This window comes from Rhodococcoides kyotonense (assembly GCF_001645385.1).
Lineage (GTDB): Bacteria > Actinomycetota > Actinomycetes > Mycobacteriales > Mycobacteriaceae > Rhodococcoides > Rhodococcoides kyotonensis_B.
Genome location: NZ_LVHI01000003.1, coordinates 125,644 through 146,070 on the forward strand (window position 1 = coordinate 125,644; position 20,427 = coordinate 146,070).

22 protein-coding genes and 1 pseudogene are annotated in these 20,427 nt (G+C 65.9%); 9 read left to right on the plus strand and 14 right to left on the minus strand.

Features of this window, described 5'->3' with window-relative positions; all coding sequences use genetic code 11:
* Positions 1-38: 38 nt before the first annotated feature.
* Both A3K89_RS02965 and A3K89_RS02970 read right to left on the minus strand, forming a co-directional pair.
* Complete coding sequence (locus A3K89_RS02965; RefSeq protein ID WP_068421524.1) at positions 39-1,406, minus strand: phosphomannomutase/phosphoglucomutase; 1,368 nt, start codon at positions 1,404-1,406, stop codon at positions 39-41.
* Positions 1,407-1,609: 203 nt separating this feature from the next.
* On the minus strand, positions 1,610-2,026 hold the full coding sequence (locus A3K89_RS02970; protein ID WP_174551350.1) for a DUF3499 domain-containing protein: 417 nt from the start codon (positions 2,024-2,026) through the stop codon (positions 1,610-1,612).
* A gap of 73 nt (positions 2,027-2,099) precedes the next feature.
* Between A3K89_RS02970 and A3K89_RS02975 the strand changes: the two genes are divergently transcribed.
* Entirely contained in the window at positions 2,100-2,582 is a 483-nt protein-coding gene (locus A3K89_RS02975) for a metallopeptidase family protein (RefSeq protein ID WP_068421527.1), read from the plus strand.
* Between the two features lie 24 nt (positions 2,583-2,606).
* On the opposite strand, the gene A3K89_RS02980 is transcribed toward A3K89_RS02975, so the two are convergent.
* The gene (locus A3K89_RS02980; RefSeq protein ID WP_027498876.1) at positions 2,607-2,840 is read right to left on the minus strand and encodes a WhiB family transcriptional regulator; all 234 of its coding nucleotides are present in this window, start codon (positions 2,838-2,840) and stop codon (positions 2,607-2,609) included.
* Between the two features lie 803 nt (positions 2,841-3,643).
* On the opposite strand from A3K89_RS02980, the gene cofD reads away from it, so the two are divergent.
* The 3 genes from cofD to A3K89_RS02995 all read left to right on the plus strand — a co-directional run bounded on the left by cofD (position 3,644) and on the right by A3K89_RS02995 (position 6,526).
* A complete protein-coding gene (cofD, locus tag A3K89_RS02985) occupies positions 3,644-4,612 on the plus strand; it encodes a 2-phospho-L-lactate transferase (protein WP_068421530.1) in 969 nt (322 codons plus the stop codon).
* Positions 4,609-5,964, plus strand: a complete 1,356-nt coding sequence (locus tag A3K89_RS02990) for a coenzyme F420-0:L-glutamate ligase (protein ID WP_068421533.1) — start codon at positions 4,609-4,611, stop codon at positions 5,962-5,964. The genes cofD and A3K89_RS02990 overlap by 4 nt, the downstream gene beginning before the upstream one ends.
* Before the next feature lie 103 nt (positions 5,965-6,067).
* Positions 6,068-6,526 (plus strand): NUDIX hydrolase, encoded by a 459-nt coding sequence (locus A3K89_RS02995; protein ID WP_084423551.1) that lies wholly within the window; start codon positions 6,068-6,070, stop codon positions 6,524-6,526.
* On the opposite strand, the gene A3K89_RS03000 is transcribed toward A3K89_RS02995, so the two are convergent.
* Genes A3K89_RS03000 through rfbD form a run of 3 tightly spaced genes read right to left on the minus strand, consistent with a single transcriptional unit; the run spans position 6,523 to position 9,384 of the window.
* Complete coding sequence (locus A3K89_RS03000; protein ID WP_068421652.1) at positions 6,523-7,608, minus strand: sugar phosphate nucleotidyltransferase; 1,086 nt, start codon at positions 7,606-7,608, stop codon at positions 6,523-6,525. The two genes, A3K89_RS02995 and A3K89_RS03000, sit on opposite strands and share 4 nt — an antisense overlap.
* A complete protein-coding gene (locus A3K89_RS03005) occupies positions 7,598-8,494 on the minus strand; it encodes a glycosyltransferase family 2 protein (protein ID WP_068421539.1) in 897 nt (298 codons plus the stop codon). The genes A3K89_RS03000 and A3K89_RS03005 overlap by 11 nt, the downstream gene beginning before the upstream one ends.
* 26 nt (positions 8,495-8,520) lie before the next feature.
* Positions 8,521-9,384: a dTDP-4-dehydrorhamnose reductase gene (gene rfbD, locus A3K89_RS03010; RefSeq protein WP_068421542.1), complete on the minus strand. Its 864-nt coding sequence runs from the start codon at positions 9,382-9,384 to the stop codon at positions 8,521-8,523.
* A gap of 211 nt (positions 9,385-9,595) precedes the next feature.
* On the opposite strand from rfbD, the gene A3K89_RS03015 reads away from it, so the two are divergent.
* The gene (locus A3K89_RS03015; protein WP_084423544.1) at positions 9,596-11,191 is read left to right on the plus strand and encodes an LCP family protein; all 1,596 of its coding nucleotides are present in this window, start codon (positions 9,596-9,598) and stop codon (positions 11,189-11,191) included.
* A 33-nt stretch (positions 11,192-11,224) separates the two neighbouring features.
* Entirely contained in the window at positions 11,225-11,932 is a 708-nt protein-coding gene (locus A3K89_RS03020; RefSeq protein ID WP_068421655.1) for a TIGR03089 family protein, read from the plus strand.
* Here A3K89_RS03020 and A3K89_RS03025 read toward each other — a convergent pair.
* The 3 genes from A3K89_RS03025 to A3K89_RS03035 are packed head-to-tail and all read right to left on the minus strand — an operon-like array spanning position 11,929 to position 14,116.
* Positions 11,929-12,309, minus strand: a complete 381-nt coding sequence (locus tag A3K89_RS03025; RefSeq protein WP_068421548.1) for a hypothetical protein — start codon at positions 12,307-12,309, stop codon at positions 11,929-11,931. The genes A3K89_RS03020 and A3K89_RS03025 overlap by 4 nt on opposite strands.
* Positions 12,310-12,354: 45 nt before the next feature.
* Positions 12,355-12,867 (minus strand): 5-(carboxyamino)imidazole ribonucleotide mutase, encoded by a 513-nt coding sequence (purE, locus tag A3K89_RS03030; RefSeq protein ID WP_068421551.1) that lies wholly within the window; start codon positions 12,865-12,867, stop codon positions 12,355-12,357.
* Positions 12,860-14,116: a 5-(carboxyamino)imidazole ribonucleotide synthase gene (locus A3K89_RS03035; RefSeq protein WP_068421554.1), complete on the minus strand. Its 1,257-nt coding sequence runs from the start codon at positions 14,114-14,116 to the stop codon at positions 12,860-12,862. Before A3K89_RS03035 ends, purE begins: the two co-directional genes overlap by 8 nt.
* A 126-nt stretch (positions 14,117-14,242) precedes the next feature.
* Between A3K89_RS03035 and A3K89_RS03040 the strand changes: the two genes are divergently transcribed.
* Complete coding sequence (locus A3K89_RS03040; protein WP_068421556.1) at positions 14,243-14,806, plus strand: GtrA family protein; 564 nt, start codon at positions 14,243-14,245, stop codon at positions 14,804-14,806.
* A gap of 7 nt (positions 14,807-14,813) precedes the next feature.
* Here the strand turns inward: A3K89_RS03040 and A3K89_RS03045 are convergent, their stop codons facing one another.
* The 4 genes from A3K89_RS03045 to A3K89_RS03060 all read right to left on the minus strand — a co-directional run bounded on the left by A3K89_RS03045 (position 14,814) and on the right by A3K89_RS03060 (position 18,642).
* Positions 14,814-16,142 carry an ATP-binding protein gene (locus A3K89_RS03045; RefSeq protein ID WP_068421559.1) on the minus strand — a complete coding sequence of 443 codons (1,329 nt, stop codon included), beginning with the start codon at positions 16,140-16,142 and terminating at the stop codon, positions 14,814-14,816.
* 9 nt (positions 16,143-16,151) lie between these two features.
* Positions 16,152-16,832, minus strand: a complete 681-nt coding sequence (locus A3K89_RS03050) for a response regulator transcription factor (protein WP_068421561.1) — start codon at positions 16,830-16,832, stop codon at positions 16,152-16,154.
* 62 nt (positions 16,833-16,894) lie between these two features.
* Positions 16,895-17,485 carry a PH domain-containing protein gene (locus tag A3K89_RS03055; RefSeq protein ID WP_068421564.1) on the minus strand — a complete coding sequence of 197 codons (591 nt, stop codon included), beginning with the start codon at positions 17,483-17,485 and terminating at the stop codon, positions 16,895-16,897.
* A gap of 5 nt (positions 17,486-17,490) precedes the next feature.
* Positions 17,491-18,642, minus strand: a complete 1,152-nt coding sequence (locus A3K89_RS03060; protein WP_068421567.1) for an AI-2E family transporter — start codon at positions 18,640-18,642, stop codon at positions 17,491-17,493.
* Positions 18,643-18,813: 171 nt separating this feature from the next.
* On the opposite strand from A3K89_RS03060, the gene A3K89_RS03065 reads away from it, so the two are divergent.
* The gene (locus A3K89_RS03065; protein ID WP_068421572.1) at positions 18,814-19,245 is read left to right on the plus strand and encodes a DUF7144 family membrane protein; all 432 of its coding nucleotides are present in this window, start codon (positions 18,814-18,816) and stop codon (positions 19,243-19,245) included.
* A gap of 14 nt (positions 19,246-19,259) precedes the next feature.
* Here A3K89_RS03065 and A3K89_RS03070 read toward each other — a convergent pair whose 3' ends face one another.
* Positions 19,260-20,090, minus strand: coding sequence for a biotin--[acetyl-CoA-carboxylase] ligase (locus tag A3K89_RS03070; RefSeq protein ID WP_068421575.1), 831 nt, complete (start codon positions 20,088-20,090; stop codon positions 19,260-19,262).
* Between the two features lie 125 nt (positions 20,091-20,215).
* On the opposite strand from A3K89_RS03070, the pseudogene A3K89_RS03075 reads away from it, so the two are divergent.
* Positions 20,216-20,427 (plus strand): annotated as a pseudogene (locus tag A3K89_RS03075) (methylmalonyl-CoA carboxyltransferase); the annotation flags it as partial.

Consider the following 20,427-nt stretch of genomic DNA (forward strand, 5'->3'; position numbering starts at 1 on the left):
TCACTCTTTCGGTCCGATCTACTCGTTCACTATTCCAGTCAGGCTCGCACCACGCCGAGTATCTCGGAGGTCAATGCGTCGACCTCCTCGCTCGTGCGGGCTTCGACGTTCAGCCGCAGCAGTGGCTCGGTGTTGGACGCACGGAGATTGAACCAGGCACCGTCTTTCAGGTCGACGGTGACGCCGTCCAAGCGGTCGACTGCGCTGGTGCGATCGGCGAACGCGTCGAGCACAGCAGCGGTTCGTTCGGCTGCGTCGGCGACCGTCGAGTTGATCTCGCCCGACGCCGCGTACGTCTCGTAGGACTGCATCAGCTCCGACAGCGGACGGTCCTGCGAGCCCAGCGCGGCCAGCACGTGCAGCGCGGCAAGCATGCCGGAATCCGCACCCCAGAAGTCGCGGAAATAGTAGTGCGCCGAGTGCTCGCCACCGAAGATCGCTCCGGTTTCGGCCATCTGCTGCTTGATGAACGAGTGGCCGACGCGGGTGCGTACGGGCGTGCCACCGAGCTCGGTGACCAGTTCCGGCACAGCGCGCGACGTGATCAGGTTGTGGATGACCGTCGCGCCGGGCTCCTTGGCGAGCTCGCGTTCGGCAACGAGCGACGTCACCGCGGACGGAGACACCGGATCGCCCTTCTCGTCGACGACGAAGCACCGGTCCGCGTCACCGTCGAACGCGAGTCCGATGTCGGCGCCCGTCTCGACGACGAACTTCTGCAGATCCTTCAAGTTCTCGGGATCGAGCGGGTTGGCTTCGTGGTTCGGGAAGGTTCCGTCGAGCTCGAAGTACAGCGGTTCGACGGTGACCGGCAGCGACCCCAGAACCGCTGGAACCGTGTGTCCGCCCATGCCGTTGGCAGCGTCGACCGCGATCTTGACGCCGGACACCTTCGTCAGGTCGACCAGTTCACGCACGAACGCCGCGTACTCGTCGAGAACGTCGCGCTCCGATATCGTTCCCGGCTCACCTTCGTAGGCGGGGATGCCGTCGACCAGTTCGGCTTTGATCTTGTCCAGGCCGCTGTCCTGACCGACGGGCTTCGCGCCGGCTCGGCACAACTTGATGCCGTTGTACTGCGCGGGATTGTGGCTGGCGGTGAACATCGCACCGGGGCATTCGAGAAGACCGGATGCGAAGTACAGCTGGTCCGTCGACGCCAGTCCGATCAGGACGACATCCAACCCCTGCGCGGTGACGCCCTCGGCGAACGCCCGTGACAATTCGGGAGACGAAGGACGCATGTCGTGGCCGACGACGACGCGGTCGGTCGAGCCGTCCCGCACCAATCTGGCGAATGCTGCACCGACGTCACGTACGAACTCGACGTCGATCTGCTCACCCACCACCCCTCGCACGTCGTAAGCCTTGATGACCGCGTTGACGGACTCGGTAGTTCGTGCCACGAACGACTCCTCGTGATGTGGGTGGGGCGAACGGTCCAGAATTGGATGCGACGATCGAACTCGATCTAAACATCGAACTCGATCACGAATCTTCCACAACCGGGCGAACGGGGCGCGCCGAACTCACCGAGTTGTGATCGAAAGTATGCGAAACACGCTCGCGCAGAACAACTGGCGGCGAGCAGAGACGCAGCGAAGTCAGGTCAGGACGTCGGGTCCGGCAGTACGCGCAGATGTCCACGGCGACCCGTGCGCGCGGGCGGCGGCGTCGGTCGATCCTCGGAGTCCTCTCGACGAGCATGGCGCCCCTCGGACTGTGTGCTCACCTCGTCCGTACGCGGGCGATCGCCGCGGCCGGCCTCGCGGACGGCCTCGGCGAGAGCGGTCAGATCGTCCTCGTCGGGCGAGGTGGAGGAGTAACCGCCCTCGTAGCGGACGAGCTCCCAGCCCTTCGGAGCCGTCGTGGTCGAGGCATGCACTTCACACAGGTCCCACGAATGCGGCTCGTCCACGGTGGCGAGAGGTCCGACGACCGCGGTCGAATCGGAGTAGACATACGTGAGCGTCGCAACGGCCGAACGACTACACCCCGGTCGGCAGCATCCACGCAGTGATCTCACATGCGAGAGACTACCTCCCCCGCTCCGGCCGACCCCTCGACACACCGCGAATCACCGAAGATAACCTCACGGTATGGCCAGAACGGGTTCCGGACACACATCACGATCCGCCGAACGACGCGGTCGCGGGATCCGCGGACCGATTATCCCCCCCGATCTGCCGGGCCATCGCACACGCGCCGACCGCTTCGATCGTGCCGTGCTCGAGGCGTTCGCACGCATCGACCACCGACTGCACGAACGCCTCGAACGTCTCGACATCGCGGTCGACGAGGTCCCGAAGATCAGAGCGATCGACCCGGACTCGATCGATTGGCCACCGGAGGTGGTGGCAGAGGGGCCGGTTCCGCTGTCGCGGCTGGTGCCCGCAGGAATAGACCGGCGCGGAGAGACGACACGCGCCCGGATCGTTCTTTTTCGACGCCCACTCGAACGTCGCGCCCAGCACCCCGAGGATCTAGAGGATCTGCTCTACGAGGTGTTGGTCGAACAGGTCGCAACCTACCTCGGCGTCGAACCCGAGGTCGTCGACCCGGAATTCGACGACGACATGTAGGCCCCGCCGACGGTCGGCGGCTGCTCAGACGATGCCGCGCTTGAGCCGTCTACGCTCGCGCTCGGACAGTCCACCCCAGATTCCGAAGCGCTCGTCGTTCGCCAGCGCGTATTCGAGGCACTCGTCCTTGACCTCACAGCCGAGGCAGATGCGCTTCGCCTCGCGAGTGGATCCACCCTTCTCCGGGAAGAACGCTTCGGGATCGGTCTGAGCGCACAGTGCACGCTCCTGCCACTGATCCTCGATCTCCTCGAACATCTGATCGAAGCCGGCGATCAGACTCAGAAGCGGCTTCTCCGGTGCGCGCGACGAGATCTCGTCACCGTCGAAGTCGACGAGGTCATCGTCGCCTCCGCCTTCGGCTCCGTCATCGTCGATCGAATCGATTGCCGCAGAATCGCTTTCGTCGATCACCGCGGCCGCGAGATACGCGGCGCCCGCGTCGACCGGCGTCACCTCCGGCGACGGAGCCACGGACACCGAGGTGGCGTCCGCACCTGCGTCGGCGGTCGTGCCGATCGAGATGTCGATCATGTTGTCGTCGCAGCCGCGTGATGCTGCGCCTGCTTCGGAATCGGTCTGCGGCGCGTGGTTGACTGCGCTGAGGTGAGCACCGGTTTCGCCCCGTGTTTCACGTGTCACGTGCTGGTCGTACATCGCTTCCGCCTCCTCACCTTCGAATAGCGCAGAAAATTCGGTCGGTTCCGAATACCTTGCCCCGCGCCGGTATTCGCTGCCACCCATCGAACCCTCGACCTTTACTACACGTCCCGACGCGATGCCGCCACATGGGAACGCGTGTTCGAATCCAGGGCCACTCCAACGAAATTCGTCGAACGATCGTGGAATGACATACATGTGATTAGACACGCCGGACACCGCTGCGGTCAAGCTGATCGACGATATTCCAATACCATCTTCGGCTCGAATTCGGCACCCTCCCCGAATCGGCGAGCGTCGTCAGCGTGTCGCAGGTGTTCGCGCGTGGAGCGAGCGCCGGACTCGATCCACGAGGCACTCGCCTACCCACGGTTCACGCGCACGGCCTAGGCTTCGACCTTGTGAAAGTTACTGTCTTGGTCGGAGGCGTGGGCGGAGCCCGGTTCTTGCAGGGTGTGAAATCCCTTCTCGGGGAGGACGACGAGATCACCGCGATCGTCAATGTCGGTGACGACGTGTGGATGCACGGGTTGCGCATCTGCCCCGATCTGGACACGTGCATGTACACCCTCGGCGGCGGGATCGACACCGAGCGCGGATGGGGCCGCGTCGCGGAAACGTGGCATGCACGAGACGAACTCGCCGCCTATGGAGCCGACCCGGATTGGTTCGGCCTCGGCGACCGTGACATCGCGACGCATCTCATCAGATCCAGAATGTTGCGCACCGGATACCCGTTGTCGGCCGTCACCGAAGCTCTCTGCAACAGATGGAAGCCGGGGTTGCGTCTACTGCCGGTGACCGACGACCGAAGCGAGACGCACGTCGTCGTCACCGATCCCGAGGATCCGAGCGGTGAATCGCAGCGCGCAATTCACTTCCAGGAGTGGTGGGTTCGTTATCGCGCACAGATCGAGACACACAGTTTCGCGCACATCGGTGCCGAACAGGCAAGTCCCGCACCGGGAGTGCTCGAGGCGATCGTCGACGCGGATGCCGTGATCCTCGCCCCGTCGAATCCCGTCGTGAGCGTCGGAGCAATACTCGCGGTGCCCGGCATCCGCAGCGCGTTGCGCACGACGGCTGCGAAGGTAGTCGGCCTGTCCCCCATCGTCGACGACAAACCGCTGCGCGGAATGGCCGACGAATGCTTGTCCGTGATCGACGTCGAGACCACCGCGGAAGCCGTCGGAAAGTATTACGGTGCACGGTCGGACACGGGAATCCTCGACGGCTGGTTGATTCACTCGACCGACACGGCAACGGTTCCCGGCGTCGACGTCCGCAGTGTTCCACTGCTGATGACCGATCCCGAGACGACCGCCCGGATGGCCGCAGCCGCATTGCATTGCGCGGGGGTGGACCTGTGAATTCTTCTGTGCCGCAGGACCATTCACCTGGCGGCCGCATCGAGGTCGTCCCGGTACCGGGTCTTCCCGAGTTCCGACCGGGCGACGACCTCGCGGGCGCGATCGCCCGTAGCGCCCCCTGGCTTCGCGACGGCGACGTCCTCGTCGTGACGAGCAAGGTGTTCTCCAAGGTCGAGGGCCGACTGGTCGACGCGCCGATCGATCCGGACGAGAGGGACGCCGCCCGACGCCGCCTCGTCGATCAGGAAGCAGTACGCGTCGTCGCACGCAAGGGCCGCACGCTCATCACCGAGAACCGACTCGGGATCGTGCAGGCGGCGTCGGGAATCGACGGATCGAACGTCGATCGCGCGGAACTCGCTCTGCTGCCTGAGAATCCGGATGCGAGTGCGGCAGCGTTGAGATCCGCACTCGTCGGCTCGCTCGGTGTGACCGTCGCCGTCGTCGTCACCGACACGATGGGTAGGGCGTGGCGCATCGGTCAGACCGACGTCGCGATCGGAGCCGCCGGACTCGCCGTCGTCCACGCGTACGCGGGCGCCGAGGACAGCCAAGGGAACGAACTCGTCGTCACCGAAGTGGCGGTCGCCGACGAGATCGCCGCAGCCGGAGACCTCGTCAAGGGCAAGCTCGGTTCGGTCCCGGTCGCCGTCGTTCGCGGTCTCGCACCCATGGACGACGGTTCCGTCGCACGTGACCTCGTCAGACCGGGCGAGGAGGACCTGTTCTGGCTCGGTACCGCCGAGTCGATCGACAAGGGCAGGCGCGACGCACTGCTGCTGCGTCGTTCGGTCCGGTCGTTCACCGACGAGCCCGTGAACGCCGACGACATCAGAGATGCCGTCGGCGACGCGTTGACCGCACCCGCACCGCATCACACGCATCCCGTTCGCTTCGTGTGGGTGCGAACGCCCGCGCTTCGTGCCCGGTTGCTCGGCGAGATGAAGGAGAAGTGGAAGCAGGATCTACGCGCCGACGGGTGGTCCGAGGAGCGCATCGAGACGCGCACCTCCCGCGGAGACATCCTGTTCGACGCTCCGGAATTGGTCATTCCGTTCTGTGTGCCGGACGGTGCGCACTCCTATCCCGACGAACGCCGCACCCGCGCCGAGGACACCATGTTCACGGTCGCGGTCGGTGCGGCCGTGCAGGGACTTCTGGTCTCGCTCGCGGTCCGCGGCCTCGGAAGCTGCTGGGTCGGCTCGACCATCTTCGCCTCCGACCTCGTCCGTACCGAGCTGGGTCTGCGGGCGGACTGGAAAGCCATGGGCGCCATCGCGATCGGGCATCCACAGGAGGAACTGACACCGCGCGACCCCCGCACGCCCGGAAACGAACTGATGGAGATCTGACGTGTCCGTCACCGATGAGGCTCTCGCACTGCACGATTCGGCAGTCGACGTACTGAACGCATGGAACACCGAGGCGTGGCACGAGGATTCGCTCCGTCACACGATGCTCGCGTTCCTTGCCAGCAATCCGAACGGGTGCATGCGCGCCAACGAGGCGGGACACATCACCGCCTCGTCGTTGGTGCTGGACGCGTCGGGAAAGAACGTTCTGCTGACGCTGCATCCGCGAGTCGGACGGTGGATCCAGCTCGGCGGTCACTGCGAGGAGTCGGACAGCTCCGTCGTCGACGCGGCGCTACGGGAGGCACGCGAAGAGTCCGGTATCGGCGATCTGGACATCGACGCGCACTTGCTCTCCGCGCACACACATCCCATCACGTGCTCGCTGGGGAAGCCGACGCGTCACCTCGACCTGCGATTCCTGGTGCGCGCGCCGGAAGGTGCTCGGGCGGTGCGCAGCGAGGAGTCGACCGATCTGCGGTGGTGGCCGGTCGACGCTCTCCCCGAGTCCGCCGAGGCGGACACGATCGCCCATCTCGTCGGACTCGCGGAGAAACGTTAGACGTCGGTGGAGAACCTGACTCCACCGTCGGGGAGCTTTACGCCCGGCCACACCCTGGCGCCGCGCAGTAGCTCGCAGCGTGCGCCGATGTCGGCACCGTCGCCGATGACACCGTCTCGCACGAGCGCGCGAGGTCCGATGCGGGCACCGAAACCGATGATGGATCGCTCCACGACCGCACCGGCTTCGACCACTGCGCCGTCGAAGACGACCGCGCCGTCCAGGCGGGCACCCGCTCCGACCTCCGCGCCGCGGCCGACGACCGTGCCACCGATCAGCAACGCACCGGGTGCGACGCCTGCGCTCGGGTGCACGAGCGATTCCCCGCGCGTACCGGTGAGCGCGGGCGACGGCGCGATGCCGCGCACGAGATCCGAGGAGCCTTTGACGAAGTCCTCGGGCGTTCCCATGTCACGCCAGTACGCGGTGTCGACGTGCCCGTAGACGCGCTTGTCCTCGGCGAGCAGTGCTGGGAAGACCTCACGCTCGACCGACACGGGACGGTCGTGCGGAATCTTCTCGATGATCTCGCGACGGAAGACGTAGCAGCCGGCGTTGATCTGATCGGTCGGCGGATCCTGAGTTTTCTCGAGGAACGCCGTGACGCGGCCGTCCTCGTCCGTCGGGACGCAACCGAACGCACGAGGATCACCGACGCGAACGAGATGGAGCGTCACATCGGCTTCGGTGCGCTGGTGAGTGTCCAACACTGCGGTGAGGTCGGTGCCGCCCAGGACGTCGCCGTTGAACACCATGACGTTGTCCGCACGGAGGCGAGGCAGCACGTTCCTGATGCCACCGCCGGTTCCCATCGGTTCCGTTTCGGTGACGTACTCGATCTCCATGCCGAGCGACGAGCCGTCCCCGAAATGCTCTTCGAAGACTTCGGCTTTGAACGACGTGCCGAGCACGACGTGGTCGATACCCGCATCTTTGATGCGAGCCAACAGATGGTGCAGGAACGGCAGACCTGCCGTGGGAAGCATGGGCTTCGGAGCCGACAGGGTCAGCGGCCGAAGCCGAGTCCCCTTGCCGCCTACCAGGATAACGGCGTCAGTGTTACTTCCCGCCTCAGCTGACATCATCGGCCTCTCTCTTGTCGTCGATCTGTCGCTGTCGAAGTGCCGCAGCCACAACCACCTTCGAGCGCACGGCCAATCCGGCGCGTAGCGCCCATCGTAGGGGAGCTTGCCACAGATGCGGGTGACGATCTGCCTGAAATCGATAAGCGCTCGCGTGGTGCGCCGGGAGCATCAACTCCGGATGTCTGCCTGCTGCATGGCCTTTGGAATGGGTGACTTCCACGCTCGGCACATATACATTCAGCCATCCGGCCGTTCCGAGCCGGTCGCCCAGGTCGACGTCCTCCATATACATGAAATAACGGGAATCGAACCCGTTCACGGAGTCGAATGCGGCGCGTCTGAGCAGAAGGCACGAGCCGGACAGCCAGCCCACTGTTCGCTCGGTCACAGCTTCGTTGTCCTGTCGGTACTGCTGCGTCCACGGATTCCCGGCCCAGATCTTTCCGAGCAACGCATGCCCCGCACCCGACGTCAGGTTCGGCACCGCGCGTGCGGACGGGTAGCGGCTGCCGTCGGGTTCGCGAATCAGCGGGCCGAGCGCACCGGCCCGCGGCCAGCGCTCCGCGGCCTCGAGCAGACCGTCGAGCGCACCGGGGTGCCACTTGACGTCCGGGTTGACGACGGCGATGAACTCGACACTGTCGTCGATCTCCGCGACGGCACGATTGACCGCTCCGCCGTAGCCCAGATTCGCGCCGGTCCGGAACAGCCTGGCGTGCGGGTACTTGACCGCAGCGGCTTCGGGACTGCCGTCGGTCGAGCCGTTGTCGGCCATGATGACCAGCGGTTTCTCGTCCGTTGCCGTGTCCAGGGACTCGAGGAACTGGTCCAGGTATTTACCGGGCGAATAGGTCACCGTCACGACGGCCAGCTTGGAACTCACGCGGCAAGACTAGCGGTAGCTCCGTGTCAGGCCCGGGCGCCGACCGCGCGGAGAGCGTCGTCCAGAGCGTCACGCCAGTCGCGGAGCGGTGTCAGCCCTGCCCGCTCCCATTCCGCCCCGGACAGCACGGAGTAGCTGGGCCGCGGAGCCGGACGGACGAACTCGGCGCTCGAACACGGCCTCACACGGTCGGGGTCGGCTCCGACGCCTGCGAAGACCGCGCGTGCCAGGTCGTACCACGTCGCCGTGCCCGAGTTGGTGAGATGGAGGATCGGCCCGGCCGGGCGCGGCGCCGTCGCCAGTTCGAGCAGTCCGCCGGCCAGGTCACGTGCGTAGGTGGGTGATCCGGTCTGATCGTCTACGACGGTCACCGTCTCGCGCTCGCGTTCCAGACGTCGCATCGTCGACACGAAGTCCGCGCCGTCGCCGGTGTACACCCAGGCGGTACGAACGACGGACGCCGACGGCAACGCGCGCAGGACGGCATGCTCCCCCGCGAGCTTCGTTCGGCCGTAGGCGCTGCGGGGTCCGGTGGCGGCGTCGGTCTCGTACGGGGCGTCGGCGCTCCCGTCGAACACGTAATCGGTGGACACGTGAATCAGCGTCGCCGATGCCCGCGCGCAGGCCTCCGCGAGATTTCTCGGCCCGTGCGCGTTGACGGCGAGTGCGCGCTCGAAGTCCGTCTCGGCGGCGTCGACGGCGGTGTACGCCGCGCAGTTGACGACCACCAACCCGGGTTCGACGGCGTCGGCTACTGACGTCGCGTCGGTGATGTCCAGGTCGCCGCTGGTCACCCCGATCACGCGATCGACATCACTGCGATCGCCTGCGAGGGCCACCACCTGACGTCCCAACTGTCCCCCGGCACCGGTCACAAGGATGTTCACCACAGTTGCAAAGTGTGGCACGCCGTCGCTGCCTGAGCGAAGCAGTGAGATTTCACAAGTAGCCTGGTTCCTCGGGACGACGGAGGAAACGCCGAACGAAAGAGGTCACCAGGTGTCACGAGAGTCAGATGCGTCGGGGAGAGATCCACGCTCCCGTGTGCGACGCAGCGAGCCTCGTGGACGCGGTGAATCTCGAGGACGCGGTGAATCTCGAGTGCGCGGTGAATCCCGCAGGCGCAGCGATGCAGGCGAGCCCGGTGCGCCCGGTGCGCCCGGACGCCCCGACTCACGCGCCGAACGGGTACGCAGGCCTCGGCGCGACGCCGCCCCACTCTCGGGGACCACAGGGGCGAGCAGGCTCAAACCGCCACAGGTTCTCGTCGCCGCCGTGTCGGTCGTGGTCCTCGTGGTCACCGGATTCGCGTGGCGCAGCGTCGACAGCCTTCGATCGAACATCGCGTCCGCGGGCGCTCTCGGCCTCGGCGGCGGCGCGGACGGCGCCGTCGACATTCTGATGGTCGGCACCGACAGCCGCACCGACGCGCACGGCAACGCGTTGTCGCAGAGCGAGCTCGACTCCTTGCGTGCAGGCGAGGAGGTGGCGTCGAACACCGACACGATCGTGCTGATCCGCGTCCCCAACGACGGCTCGTCGGCCACGGCGATCTCGATACCGCGTGACTCCTACGTCGAGGTGCCCGGTATCGGCAAGTCGAAGATCAACGCCGCGTACGGTGCGACGAAGGAGAACAAGCGCCTGGAACTGGTGAATCAGGGCGTGTCCGACTCCGACGCGGAGACCCAGTCCACCGAAGCCGGCCGCGAGGCACTGATCGAGTCGGTGGCCGACCTGACCGGCATCACCGTCGACCATTACGCGGAGGTCGGTCTGCTCGGGTTCGTTCTTCTCACCGATGCCGTGGGCGGCGTCGACGTCTGTTTGAACGCGCCCGTCGACGAACCGATGTCCGGTGCGAATTTCCCTGCGGGAGAACAGACCCTGTCCGGCTCCGATGCACTGAGCTTCGTCCGCCAGCGGCACGGTCTGCCCCGCGGCGACCTCGATCGCATCGTGCGGCAACAGGTGTTCATGGCCTCGCTGGTGCGCAGCGTGCTGAGCGCGAAGACGCTCAGCAACCCGTCCAAGTTGGGTCAGCTGAGCGCCGCGGTGCAGCGGTCGGTCGTCCTCGACTCCGATTGGGACATACTGCAATTCGCGACGCGGCTGCAGGACCTCGCCGGTGGCAAGGTCAAGTTCGAGACCATCCCCGCCGTCGACATCAACGGCTCGACCGAGTACGGCGAGTCCATCGTCGAGGTCGATCCCGCCGCCGTGAAGAAGTACGTCGAAGGACTGCTCGACGGCACCGCGGACGAGCCGGAGTCGACGACGGAACCCGAAGCGCCCCAGATCGATCCGTCGTCGGTGACCGTCGACGTCGCCAACGACAGCGGCATAGACGGACTCGCCAACGGCGTCGCGAGTTCGCTCGGATCGCTGGGCTACGGCAACGGAACCGTCGGCAACTACGAGGGAACGTCCGTGTCCACCAGCACGGTTCAGGCCGCCGACCCCGACAGCGACGCCGCGAAGGCGGTGTCGGCCGCGCTCGGCGGGATCGACATCACCTCCGACGACACGCTGACCGACGACACCGTCCGAGTCGTCCTCGCGTCGGACTACTCGGGCCCCGGCGCGGGCGGATCCACGACGACGACCACGACTACCGACCAGCTCGCCGCGTCGGGCGGTGAATCGCCTGCTCCCCCGATCGATGCGGGCTCGACCGGCCCCGCCTGCGTGAACTGAGCCGATCGCAACGTCTCCGATAGGGTGGCACTCGTGGCTGCGACTCTGACCGAGAAACTGCTCGACCCGATTCTCCGCACGGATCCCGCGGGTCCGCGCGTGACGTTCTACGACGACGCGACCGGTGAGCGCATCGAGGTCTCCGCGGTCACGCTGGCGAACTGGGCGGCCAAGACCGCCAATCTGCTTCGTGACGAGATCGGGCTGCAGCCGGGTGCGAAGGTCAGCGTGTTGTTGCCTGCTCATTGGCAGACTGCGGCCGTGCTGCTCGGTGCATGGTGGGCAGGCGCCGAGGTGGTACTCACTGCCGATCCCGACGCGGAAGTTGCTCTCGTACACGGCAACCGGGTCGACGACGCCGGCGACATCCCGGAGATCCTCGCGCTGTCCCTCGATGCTTTCGGCAAGCCGGTCGCCGATCTGCCCGTCGGCGTCACCGACTATGCGACGTCGGTACGCGTCCACGGCGATCAGTTCCGTCCGTCGGGTGACGGCCCGGCCCTGGACGGCCGGCCGGTCGACGAGGTCCTCGCCGCGGCTCGTGCTCGGGCAGAGGCACATTCGCTCGCGGTAGGCGACCGCGTGCTGTCGTCGCTGTCGTGGGGCACGCCCGACGAGCTGATCGACGGTCTGCTGTCGGTGCTGGTCGTCGGGGCGTCGCTGGTGCAGGTCTCGAACCCGGACGAGACGAAGCTCGAACGGCGCACTGCCACCGAGAAAGTCACGAAGACTCTGGGCTAGAACTTCGGGGGCCTGCCTTTGTACCCACCGTCACCCAGCCCGGCTTCGATTTCGTACTTGTTCGACGCGCCGGAATGCCTGACCTCTTCGACGAGGTATCGGACTGCGAACAGCACCCCGTAGTGCGCCCACTGGTCGGCATGGACACTTTCGTGACGCAACACCACGCGCGAGGTGTTGGTGCGCGTCAGATAGACCCCGCCGATCGTTGTTCCGCCGCGGCCGAATCCACCGCGCATGCCCGACGCGACGAACAGGCGGTGGTCGTTGTCGAACGCGATCTTCGCGCGCCACAGGCGGGCGTAACCGAGCGCGACGTAGGTCGCGACGAGCGATCCGATGCTGCCGCGTGATGCGCTCCGCACCCGTGCGTTCATAGTTGGCCTCCGTTGCGACTGTTCACGCACAGGCGCGCAGCGCAGCTATCCCAGCAGCTTCGCGCGCAGCGCTTCGTCCTTCTCCAGGACCATCTGTTCGAGACCGGCCTGGAACTGCTCGATGCGGGCGCGCAGCGCCGGATCGCTCGCGCCGAGGATGCGCGCGGCAAGCAGTCCGGCGTTGCGCGCACCGCCGATCGACACCGTCGCCACCGGGATGCCCGCGGGCATCTGGACGATCGACAGCAGAGAATCCATCCCGTCCAGGTATTTCAACGGAACGGGAACACCGATGACCGGCAACGGCGTCGCCGACGCGACCATGCCGGGAAGATGCGCAGCACCGCCTGCGCCCGCGATGATGACCTGCAGGCCACGCGAGGCAGCGCTCGTCGCGTAGTCGTGCATGCGCTGGGGCGTGCGGTGCGCCGACACGACGCCGACCTCGAATCGAATACCGAACTCGGCCAACGCTTCTGCGGCGGCCTCCATGACCGGCCAGTCGGAGTCGCTGCCCATGATCAGGCCGACCTGCGGGCCCTGTCCTGCGTCAGTCATTGCTGTGGGGATCCCATCCGTCGGTCCATACGGCGTGCGACATCCAGTGCGCCGCACGCTCTGCTTTCTCGCGCACTGCGGCAACGTACTCGGCGTCGCTCAGGCTGCCCTTCGCCGCTCCGAGCACGTTGACGTGTCCGATCTTGCGGTCCTTGCGTTCGCCCTTGCCGTACAGGTGCACCTTGGCGTCGGGCATGCGTGCGAACAGGTGGTGCAGGCGTTCGTCCATCGACATCTCGGGCGCCTCGGGAGCGCCGAGAATGTTGGCCATGACGGTGACCGGGGCCAACGGCGTCGTGTCGCCGAGCGGGTAGTCGAGCACGGCTCGCAGGTGCTGCTCGAACTGCGATGTGCGGCAACCGTCCATGCTCCAGTGCCCGGAGTTGTGGGGGCGCATCGCGAGTTCGTTGACGAGGATCTTGCCGTCCTTCGTCTCGAACAGCTCGACCGCCATGGCGCCGACGACGCCGAGTTCCGCGGCCAACCCGAGCGCGAGCCGTTCGGCGTCGAGTGCGACGTCCTCGTCGAGCGCGGGCGCGGGCGCGATGACGACGGCGCACTGCCCGTCCCGCTGCACCGTCTCGACGACGGGCCAGGCGGCACCTTGACCGAACGGCGACCGTCCGACCATCGCCGACAGCTCACGGGCGAGATCGACCTTCTCCTCGACCATCAGCGGAACGCCGAGGTCGAGCTGCCGCTGCACGATCTGTTCGGCTTCGTCCGAGTCCGCCGGCATCCAGACGCCGCGGCCGTCGTATCCGCCGCGGATCGACTTGATGACGACGGGCCAGCCGTGTTCGTCACCGAACTTAGTCACGTCACCGGCCCACGTGATCTCCGCGAACGCGGGCATCGGGGCGGTCAGCTCACCGAGCTTGCGACGCATCTTCAGCTTGTCCTGCGCATAGATCAACGCCGTCGGCGGCGGCTGCACGTTGACGCCCTCGGCGACGAGCGCGTCGAGGTGCTCGGTCGGAACGTGCTCGTGGTCGAACGTCAACGCGTTGGATCCGGTCGCGGCCGACCGCAACGCGTTCAAGTCGTCGTGATGGCCGAGAACGACGTCGGCGCTGACCTGGGCCGCCGGCTCGTCGGCACCGGCCGACAGAACGCGCAGCGTCTGGCCCAGTTCGATCGCAGCCTGATGCGTCATGCGCGCGAGCTGTCCCCCGCCGATCATCGTGACGACGGGCATACCGGTCGTCGACGAGCGTGGAGGAGTGGGGCGCGGAGATTGACCAGTCACGGCTTCCTATCGTGTCATGCGAGCGGTGTCCGGCAGGCACCAGTCCCCCGCGACTCTCTGAGAGATCGCTGATGATCTGCGCGCCGGTTCGCTCGAATCGCACTACGTTTCGTAGACTCCTTCGTTGTGCCTCTGATCGACAATGTGATTCATCGCCTGCCCGGACCGGTTCGGGACCTCGCGATTCGTCACAGCGAACTCATCAAGTTCGCCATCGTCGGCGGTACCACCATGGTCTTCGACCTGGCGATCTTCTACTCGCTCAGTCTGACGATCCTCGAGCCCAAACCCGTGGTCGCCAAGGTCATCTCCGGCGTCATGGCGACCATTCTCAGCTACATCCTCAACCGCGAGTGGGCGTTCAAGAATCGCGGCGGCCGCGAACGCCATCACGAGGCACTTTTGTTCTTCGCGATCAGCGGTATCGGTGTGATCCTCGCCGCTGCACCGCTCTTCATCGCCAACAATCTCTTCGACATTCGCGAAGGTCACACCAGCCTGACGATGCTGGTCATTCTCGACTTCGTGCTGAACTACATCATCGGCAACCTGTTGCAGATGGCGTTCCGCTTCTGGGCACTGCGGAAGTTCGCGTTTCCGGACGAGAACGCTCGCGGCGCGGCCGCCGGGTCCACCGACTACGACCCGACGCCCGAGGAAGCAGCCGAGGAACAACTCGGCCACAGCTGAACCACCGCTACCGCGGCTCCCTCACCTGAGTCGGTCCGCTGCGGATCACCGACTCGCGAAACGCCGGGAGAAACACCGAGAACAGCGCCGGCTTGCGTCGCTGCAGTTCGAGTCGCCCTCCGTCTGCTTCGACGAGCGCACGCGCCAACGCCAATCCGACGCCGGTCGAACCGGCACCCGAGAAGCCACGGTCGAAGATGTGCGGCGCGAGTTCGTCGCTGACGCCTGCCCCTTCGTCGGACACCTCGACGCACACCAGCGGCTCGCGCCTGCGTTCGGCAGTCTCGAGTGCCGGGACGAGCCGTACCGCCACCGTGCAGGTGCCGCCGCCGTGGGACAGCGCGTTGTCGACGAGCACCGACACCGCTTCGCGGAGACGAGATCCGGTCACCGACGCCGTCAGATCTGCGTCTCCCTTGAGTACCAGAGTGCGACCCACGTCGTCGAAGTTCGGTTGCCACTCCCCGACCACGCCGGAAAGTTCCGCGATGACGGGGACCTCCTGTGCGCCGGGCGCACCGTCGCTGCGGGACGAACGGACCAGTTCGTCGATCGCCAACGTGAGCCGGTCGACCTGAGCCATCGCTTCCTCGGCCTCGCCGACGACGTCGGGGTCGTGGTGCGTCGACAGCTCGTCGAGGCGCAGCCGCACCGCCGTCAGACGACTGCGCAGCTGATGGGACACGTCGGCCACGAGCGCATGCTCGCGCTGAAGCCTGCCCGCGATCTCGACTGTCGCCGCGTCGAGCACGTCGGACACGCGATCGAGTTCGGCGATGCCGTGCCGCGTCGAATCGGGACGGAAGTCGCCCTCGGCGAGGCGAGCCGCGCGGCCCGCGACGTCACGTAGCGGGTCGGACAAGCGTTTCGCTGTCAACACGGCGATGGCAGTGCCGGTCAGGATCGAGGCCAACACGAGAAGACCGACCGCGCCGACGGCTTGCTTCTGCAGCGTGCGCATGTCGTCCGACGGCACTTCGAGACGCAATGACCCGGACGTTCCCATCGACAGCGACTCGACGAGCGGACGTGGAACGAACGACTCACCGATGTCGACGCGCGACGCCGCGTCCTGAGGCGTCGGATACACGACGACGAGCCGGCCACCCTGCGGGATGGCCAGACGCAGCGAGCCGATGTCGAGCTCACCCTGGACCATGCCGGTGTCTGCTTCCTGAGACAGGATTTCCGACGCCATCCTGTCCAGTCGGCGCTGCAGGTCGTCGCGAGTGAAATCCTCGACCCACAGCCACGCGGTGTACATCAGGGGCAGACCGAGCAGAAGGGCCGTGATGATGACGACGGCCAGGATCGACTGCAGTATGCGGCGACGCATGTGCTTCTTCTAGTCGTTGTTGATGCGGAACCCGACGCCACGGACCGTGGCGATTCGACGCTCGGCGACGGGACCTTCGTCGCCGATCTTCCGGCGTAGCCACGACATGTGCATGTCGAGAGTCTTCGAGCCGCGCAGTTCGGCGTCGCCCCACACCTCGCGCAGGATGGTCTCGCGGGAGACGACCTGACCCGCATGGTCGAGCAGAACCTTCAGCAGTTCGTATTCCTTGTTGGCGAGCGAGATTTCGGTGCCGCCCACGAGAACGCGTCGGGCAGCCGGCTCGAGCCTGATCGATCCGACCTCGACAGGCGAGTCCTCGCCGGGGCCGCGTCGGCGCAGCAGTGCCCGGACTCGGGCCATCAATTCCGCGAGCCGGAAAGGCTTTCCGACGTAATCGTCGGCGCCCGCGTCGAGCCCCACGACGAAGTCGACCTCGTCCGTACGCGCGGTGAGCATGAGCACCGCGAGTTCGGATTTGTTCGCGCGCACCTGACGGCACACTTCCAGACCGTCCATGCCGGGCAGACCGAGGTCGAGGATCAACAGGTCGTAGTTGCCGTCGAGTGCTCGTTGCAACGCGGCAGGACCGGTCTGCTCGACCGTCACCGTGTAGCCCTCACGGGTGAGGGCGCGCGAGAGCGGGGCCGCGATAGCTTCGTCGTCTTCTGCCAAGAGCACATCGGTCACGAATGCAAGCCTACGGTTCGATTCTGTGAGAACGGTGTATTCCGGCGAACGGGACGAGGGGGCTATCGGCGTCGCCCCGCACGCCACCCGCGCTTGACAGCCCCGTCGACATCGTCGCCGTCGTTCGGCTCGTCGGCGTACACGGCATCGCGCCGGACCTCCAGTGAGTCGAACACCTGCTGGTAGAGCAGGGAGTGCACACGCTGCACCTGTGGGATGTCGTCGAACTCCAGTGGGTCGTCGGACGCGGAGGCAATGATGAGGGTGCCTGTTCCGAGCATGCGGTCGACCAGCCCGTGACGGAACTGCACGTTGCTGATGCGACCCATCGGAATGTCGATGCCCGAGTGGGTGATGACGCCCTGCCGCACCAGAACTCGGCGATCGGTGACGATGAAGTGCGTGCACTGCCAGCTGATCAGCGGAGCGACGGATCTCCAGCCGACGACGATCACCCAGATCACCGCGGTGACGATCGATGCGACGGTCGCAGCGGTTCCGTCGAGACGTGCCGAGATGACGCCGATCGCGAACCCTGCAACAGCGGTGACGGCGATGAACGTGAGAGCGGGCAGAACCAGCATCTTCCAGTGAGGGTGGTGATGCAGCAGCAATTCTTCCTCGTCGGCCAGCGCATCCTGCGGGTAGCCCATCGCTCTCACTCCTCGGGTGATTTCTCGTCCTTGTGAGGCGATCCTTCCACGAGTTCGGGCCCGTCGGTCTCCGGCGCAGGCGGCGACGCGGTCGACTTCTCGGGTTCGGGCGGCGGCCCGCTCGAGACGAGGACGTCGACCCACCTGGTGGCCGGGTCGATGTCGACCAACAACGCTTTGGCCATCAGCGTCAGCGGGATCGCGAGGATCGCGCCCAGGGGTCCGAGCACCCACGACCAGAAGACCAACGACAAGAACGTCAACGTCACCGACAGCCCGACGGCGTCGCCGACGAATTTCGGTTGGATGATCGACTGGATCACGACGTTGACGACGCTGTAGACCACGATGACGGCGATCATCAGCTTCGGCCCGCCCTGCAGGAGTCCGATCAGCGCGGGCGGGATGAGTCCGATGACGAAACCGATGTTCGGGATGTAGTTCGTGATGAACGCGAGCAGGCCCCAGAGAACCGGGAGCGGTATGCCCATCGCCCACAGCGCGCCCGTGTCGATGACGGCGACGATGAGTCCGAAGACCGTCGACACGACGAGATACGTACGGGTTCCGGACGAGAACCTGCGGAACGCGTCGGCGATGTCCGGACGCGTGCGCAGCAGTATCGCTGTCCGCGGAGTGTACGAACTGGCGTCGACCGCCATGAACAGCAGAAGGACGAGCACGAACAACAGGTTCGAGAAGATCGACAACGCCCCGGTCAGAATGCCGTCGACCAACCCGAAAATGGTCGACGCGTCCAGCTTCGACAGCAGGTCGTGAATCTGATCCTGACCGATGCCGTTGTCCGACAACAACTTCTGCACGTCCGCGACCAGACCGTCGAAGTCGTCGGCGTAGGTCGGGAGCAACGTGGCGAGCCGCGCGGTCGAGAACACCAACGACAGGACGAGGATGCCGAGGATCGCGTACACGACGAGAATCGCCAGCACGGTCGCGATCCAGTTCGGCACCCCTGTGCGACGCAGCCACTCGGGAAGCGGATGGACGACGACGGTGAGCATCAGGGCGAGGAAGGTCGGCCCGACGACCCCCGCGAACGCGCGAGTTCCCGCGACGGCGACGACGAGCGCCGCGATACCGAGCAACACGATGACTCCGCGCGGCATCGACCACGTCGGCGATTGCGGCTGTGCCATGACTCCCCCCGGGGCACTCGAGAAACGCAGCACCGACAGACGCTGCTCCAGGCGGCCGGTCCGCACTCAGTGTCGCCGCACCCTCTCGCCGCACACATCATCCGGTACGGATGATGTGTGCTCTAGCCCGCTGCTCGAGAATGGGAGACAACTTCGAAAGGGGCGAAGCACATGAGCGAACAAATCAAGACCGAAGGAGCCAGGCCCAGGGGCAACCACCAGGCTGCCGCAACAGGGGGATCGATCGCGGCGGCCATCATTCTGCTGACGGTCGGAGTTCTGTCCATCTTCCAGGGCATAGCCGCCATCGCGAAGGACGACCTGCTGGTCGTCGGATACAACTACACCTACGAGTTCGACATCTCGACGTGGGGCTGGATCCACCTGGTCGTGGGCGTCCTGCTTCTGCTGGCCGGTATCGGATTGATGTCCGGTGCGACGTGGGCACGGTTCGCCGCGATCGTGATCGCATCGCTGTCGATCATCGCCAACTTCCTGTGGCTGCCGTACTACCCGCTGTGGTCCATCCTCATCATCGCCATCGACCTGGTCGTGATCTGGGCGGTCGCCACCTGGGAGCCGGCGCGAGCCCAGACACTCTAGGAGTCGATCTTTCGTCAGTCGGACTCGATGGCACGGAGATGCGTCACGTCGCCCGCGGCGACGGGTACCGGTTTGCCGGTCTCGTCGTCGCGGACGACTATGCGCCCTTGCTGATCGACGTCGACCGCCTCGCCGAGTATCTGCTTGTCACCCGGAAGTTCCACGCGGACGCGACGGCCCACGGTGTCGCACCGTTCGCGATAGCGGCTCGCGAGGTGGTCGGTGTTCCAGCCCGAGTTCTTCCACGAATCGACCTCGGCGCCGATACCCCGCAGAATCGCACGCAGGAGGGTGTCGCGGTCCGTCACGGCAGCGTTCTCCAAGGCGAGGGACGTGGCGGTCGGGACCGGCAGCTCTTCCTGCGTCATCGAAACGTTCAGACCGATACCGACCACGATGGCAGGTGTCTGCCCGTGGACGGCCACCTCCGCCAGAATGCCCGCGACCTTACGGCCACCTACGAGAACGTCGTTGGGCCATTTCAACGCCGCGTCGACGGCCGCGACAGTACGCAACGCGTCGACGACGGCAACTCCGGTCAGAAGCGGCAGCCACCCGAGAATCGACGGGTCGATGCCTGGGAATTTCACGAGAACCGACATCAACAATTGTGAACGCGGTGGACCCGAGAACGACCTGGAGTGCCTGCCGCGACCGGTCGCCTGATGCTCGGCGACGAGTGCCGTCCGGTCCGCGAGGCCGGCCGCATTCGCGATCAGATCGGCGTTCGTCGACCCCGTCTCATCCACCACATCGAGCCTCGACCAGGAAGCTTGCGGTCCGTCGACGAGAGCGCGCCGAAGTGCCGAGACGTCGAGTGGGGGTCGATCGAGATTGGTCCACATGATTCAAGAGCATATTGCCCCGTCGAACCCGTCGATTTTCGTACTCGCCGGTAGCCTGCCGGAAGTGCAACGAACGCGCCCCTCGGTCGGGATGCACATCACAGCCGTGGTTAAAGTGTTTGCCCATGACCAGTGTCCAGGATTCGACTGCGCAGGGTTCGGCCGCCACGCCCGACATTCACACGACGGCGGGCAAGCTCGCCGACCTGCGTAGCCGCCGCGAAGCAGCGATGGCACCGTCCGGCGAAGCCGCGATCGAGAAGGTGCACGCCAAAGGCAAGCTGACCGCCCGCGAGCGCATCCTCGCGCTGCTCGACGAGGGCTCGTTCGTCGAAAT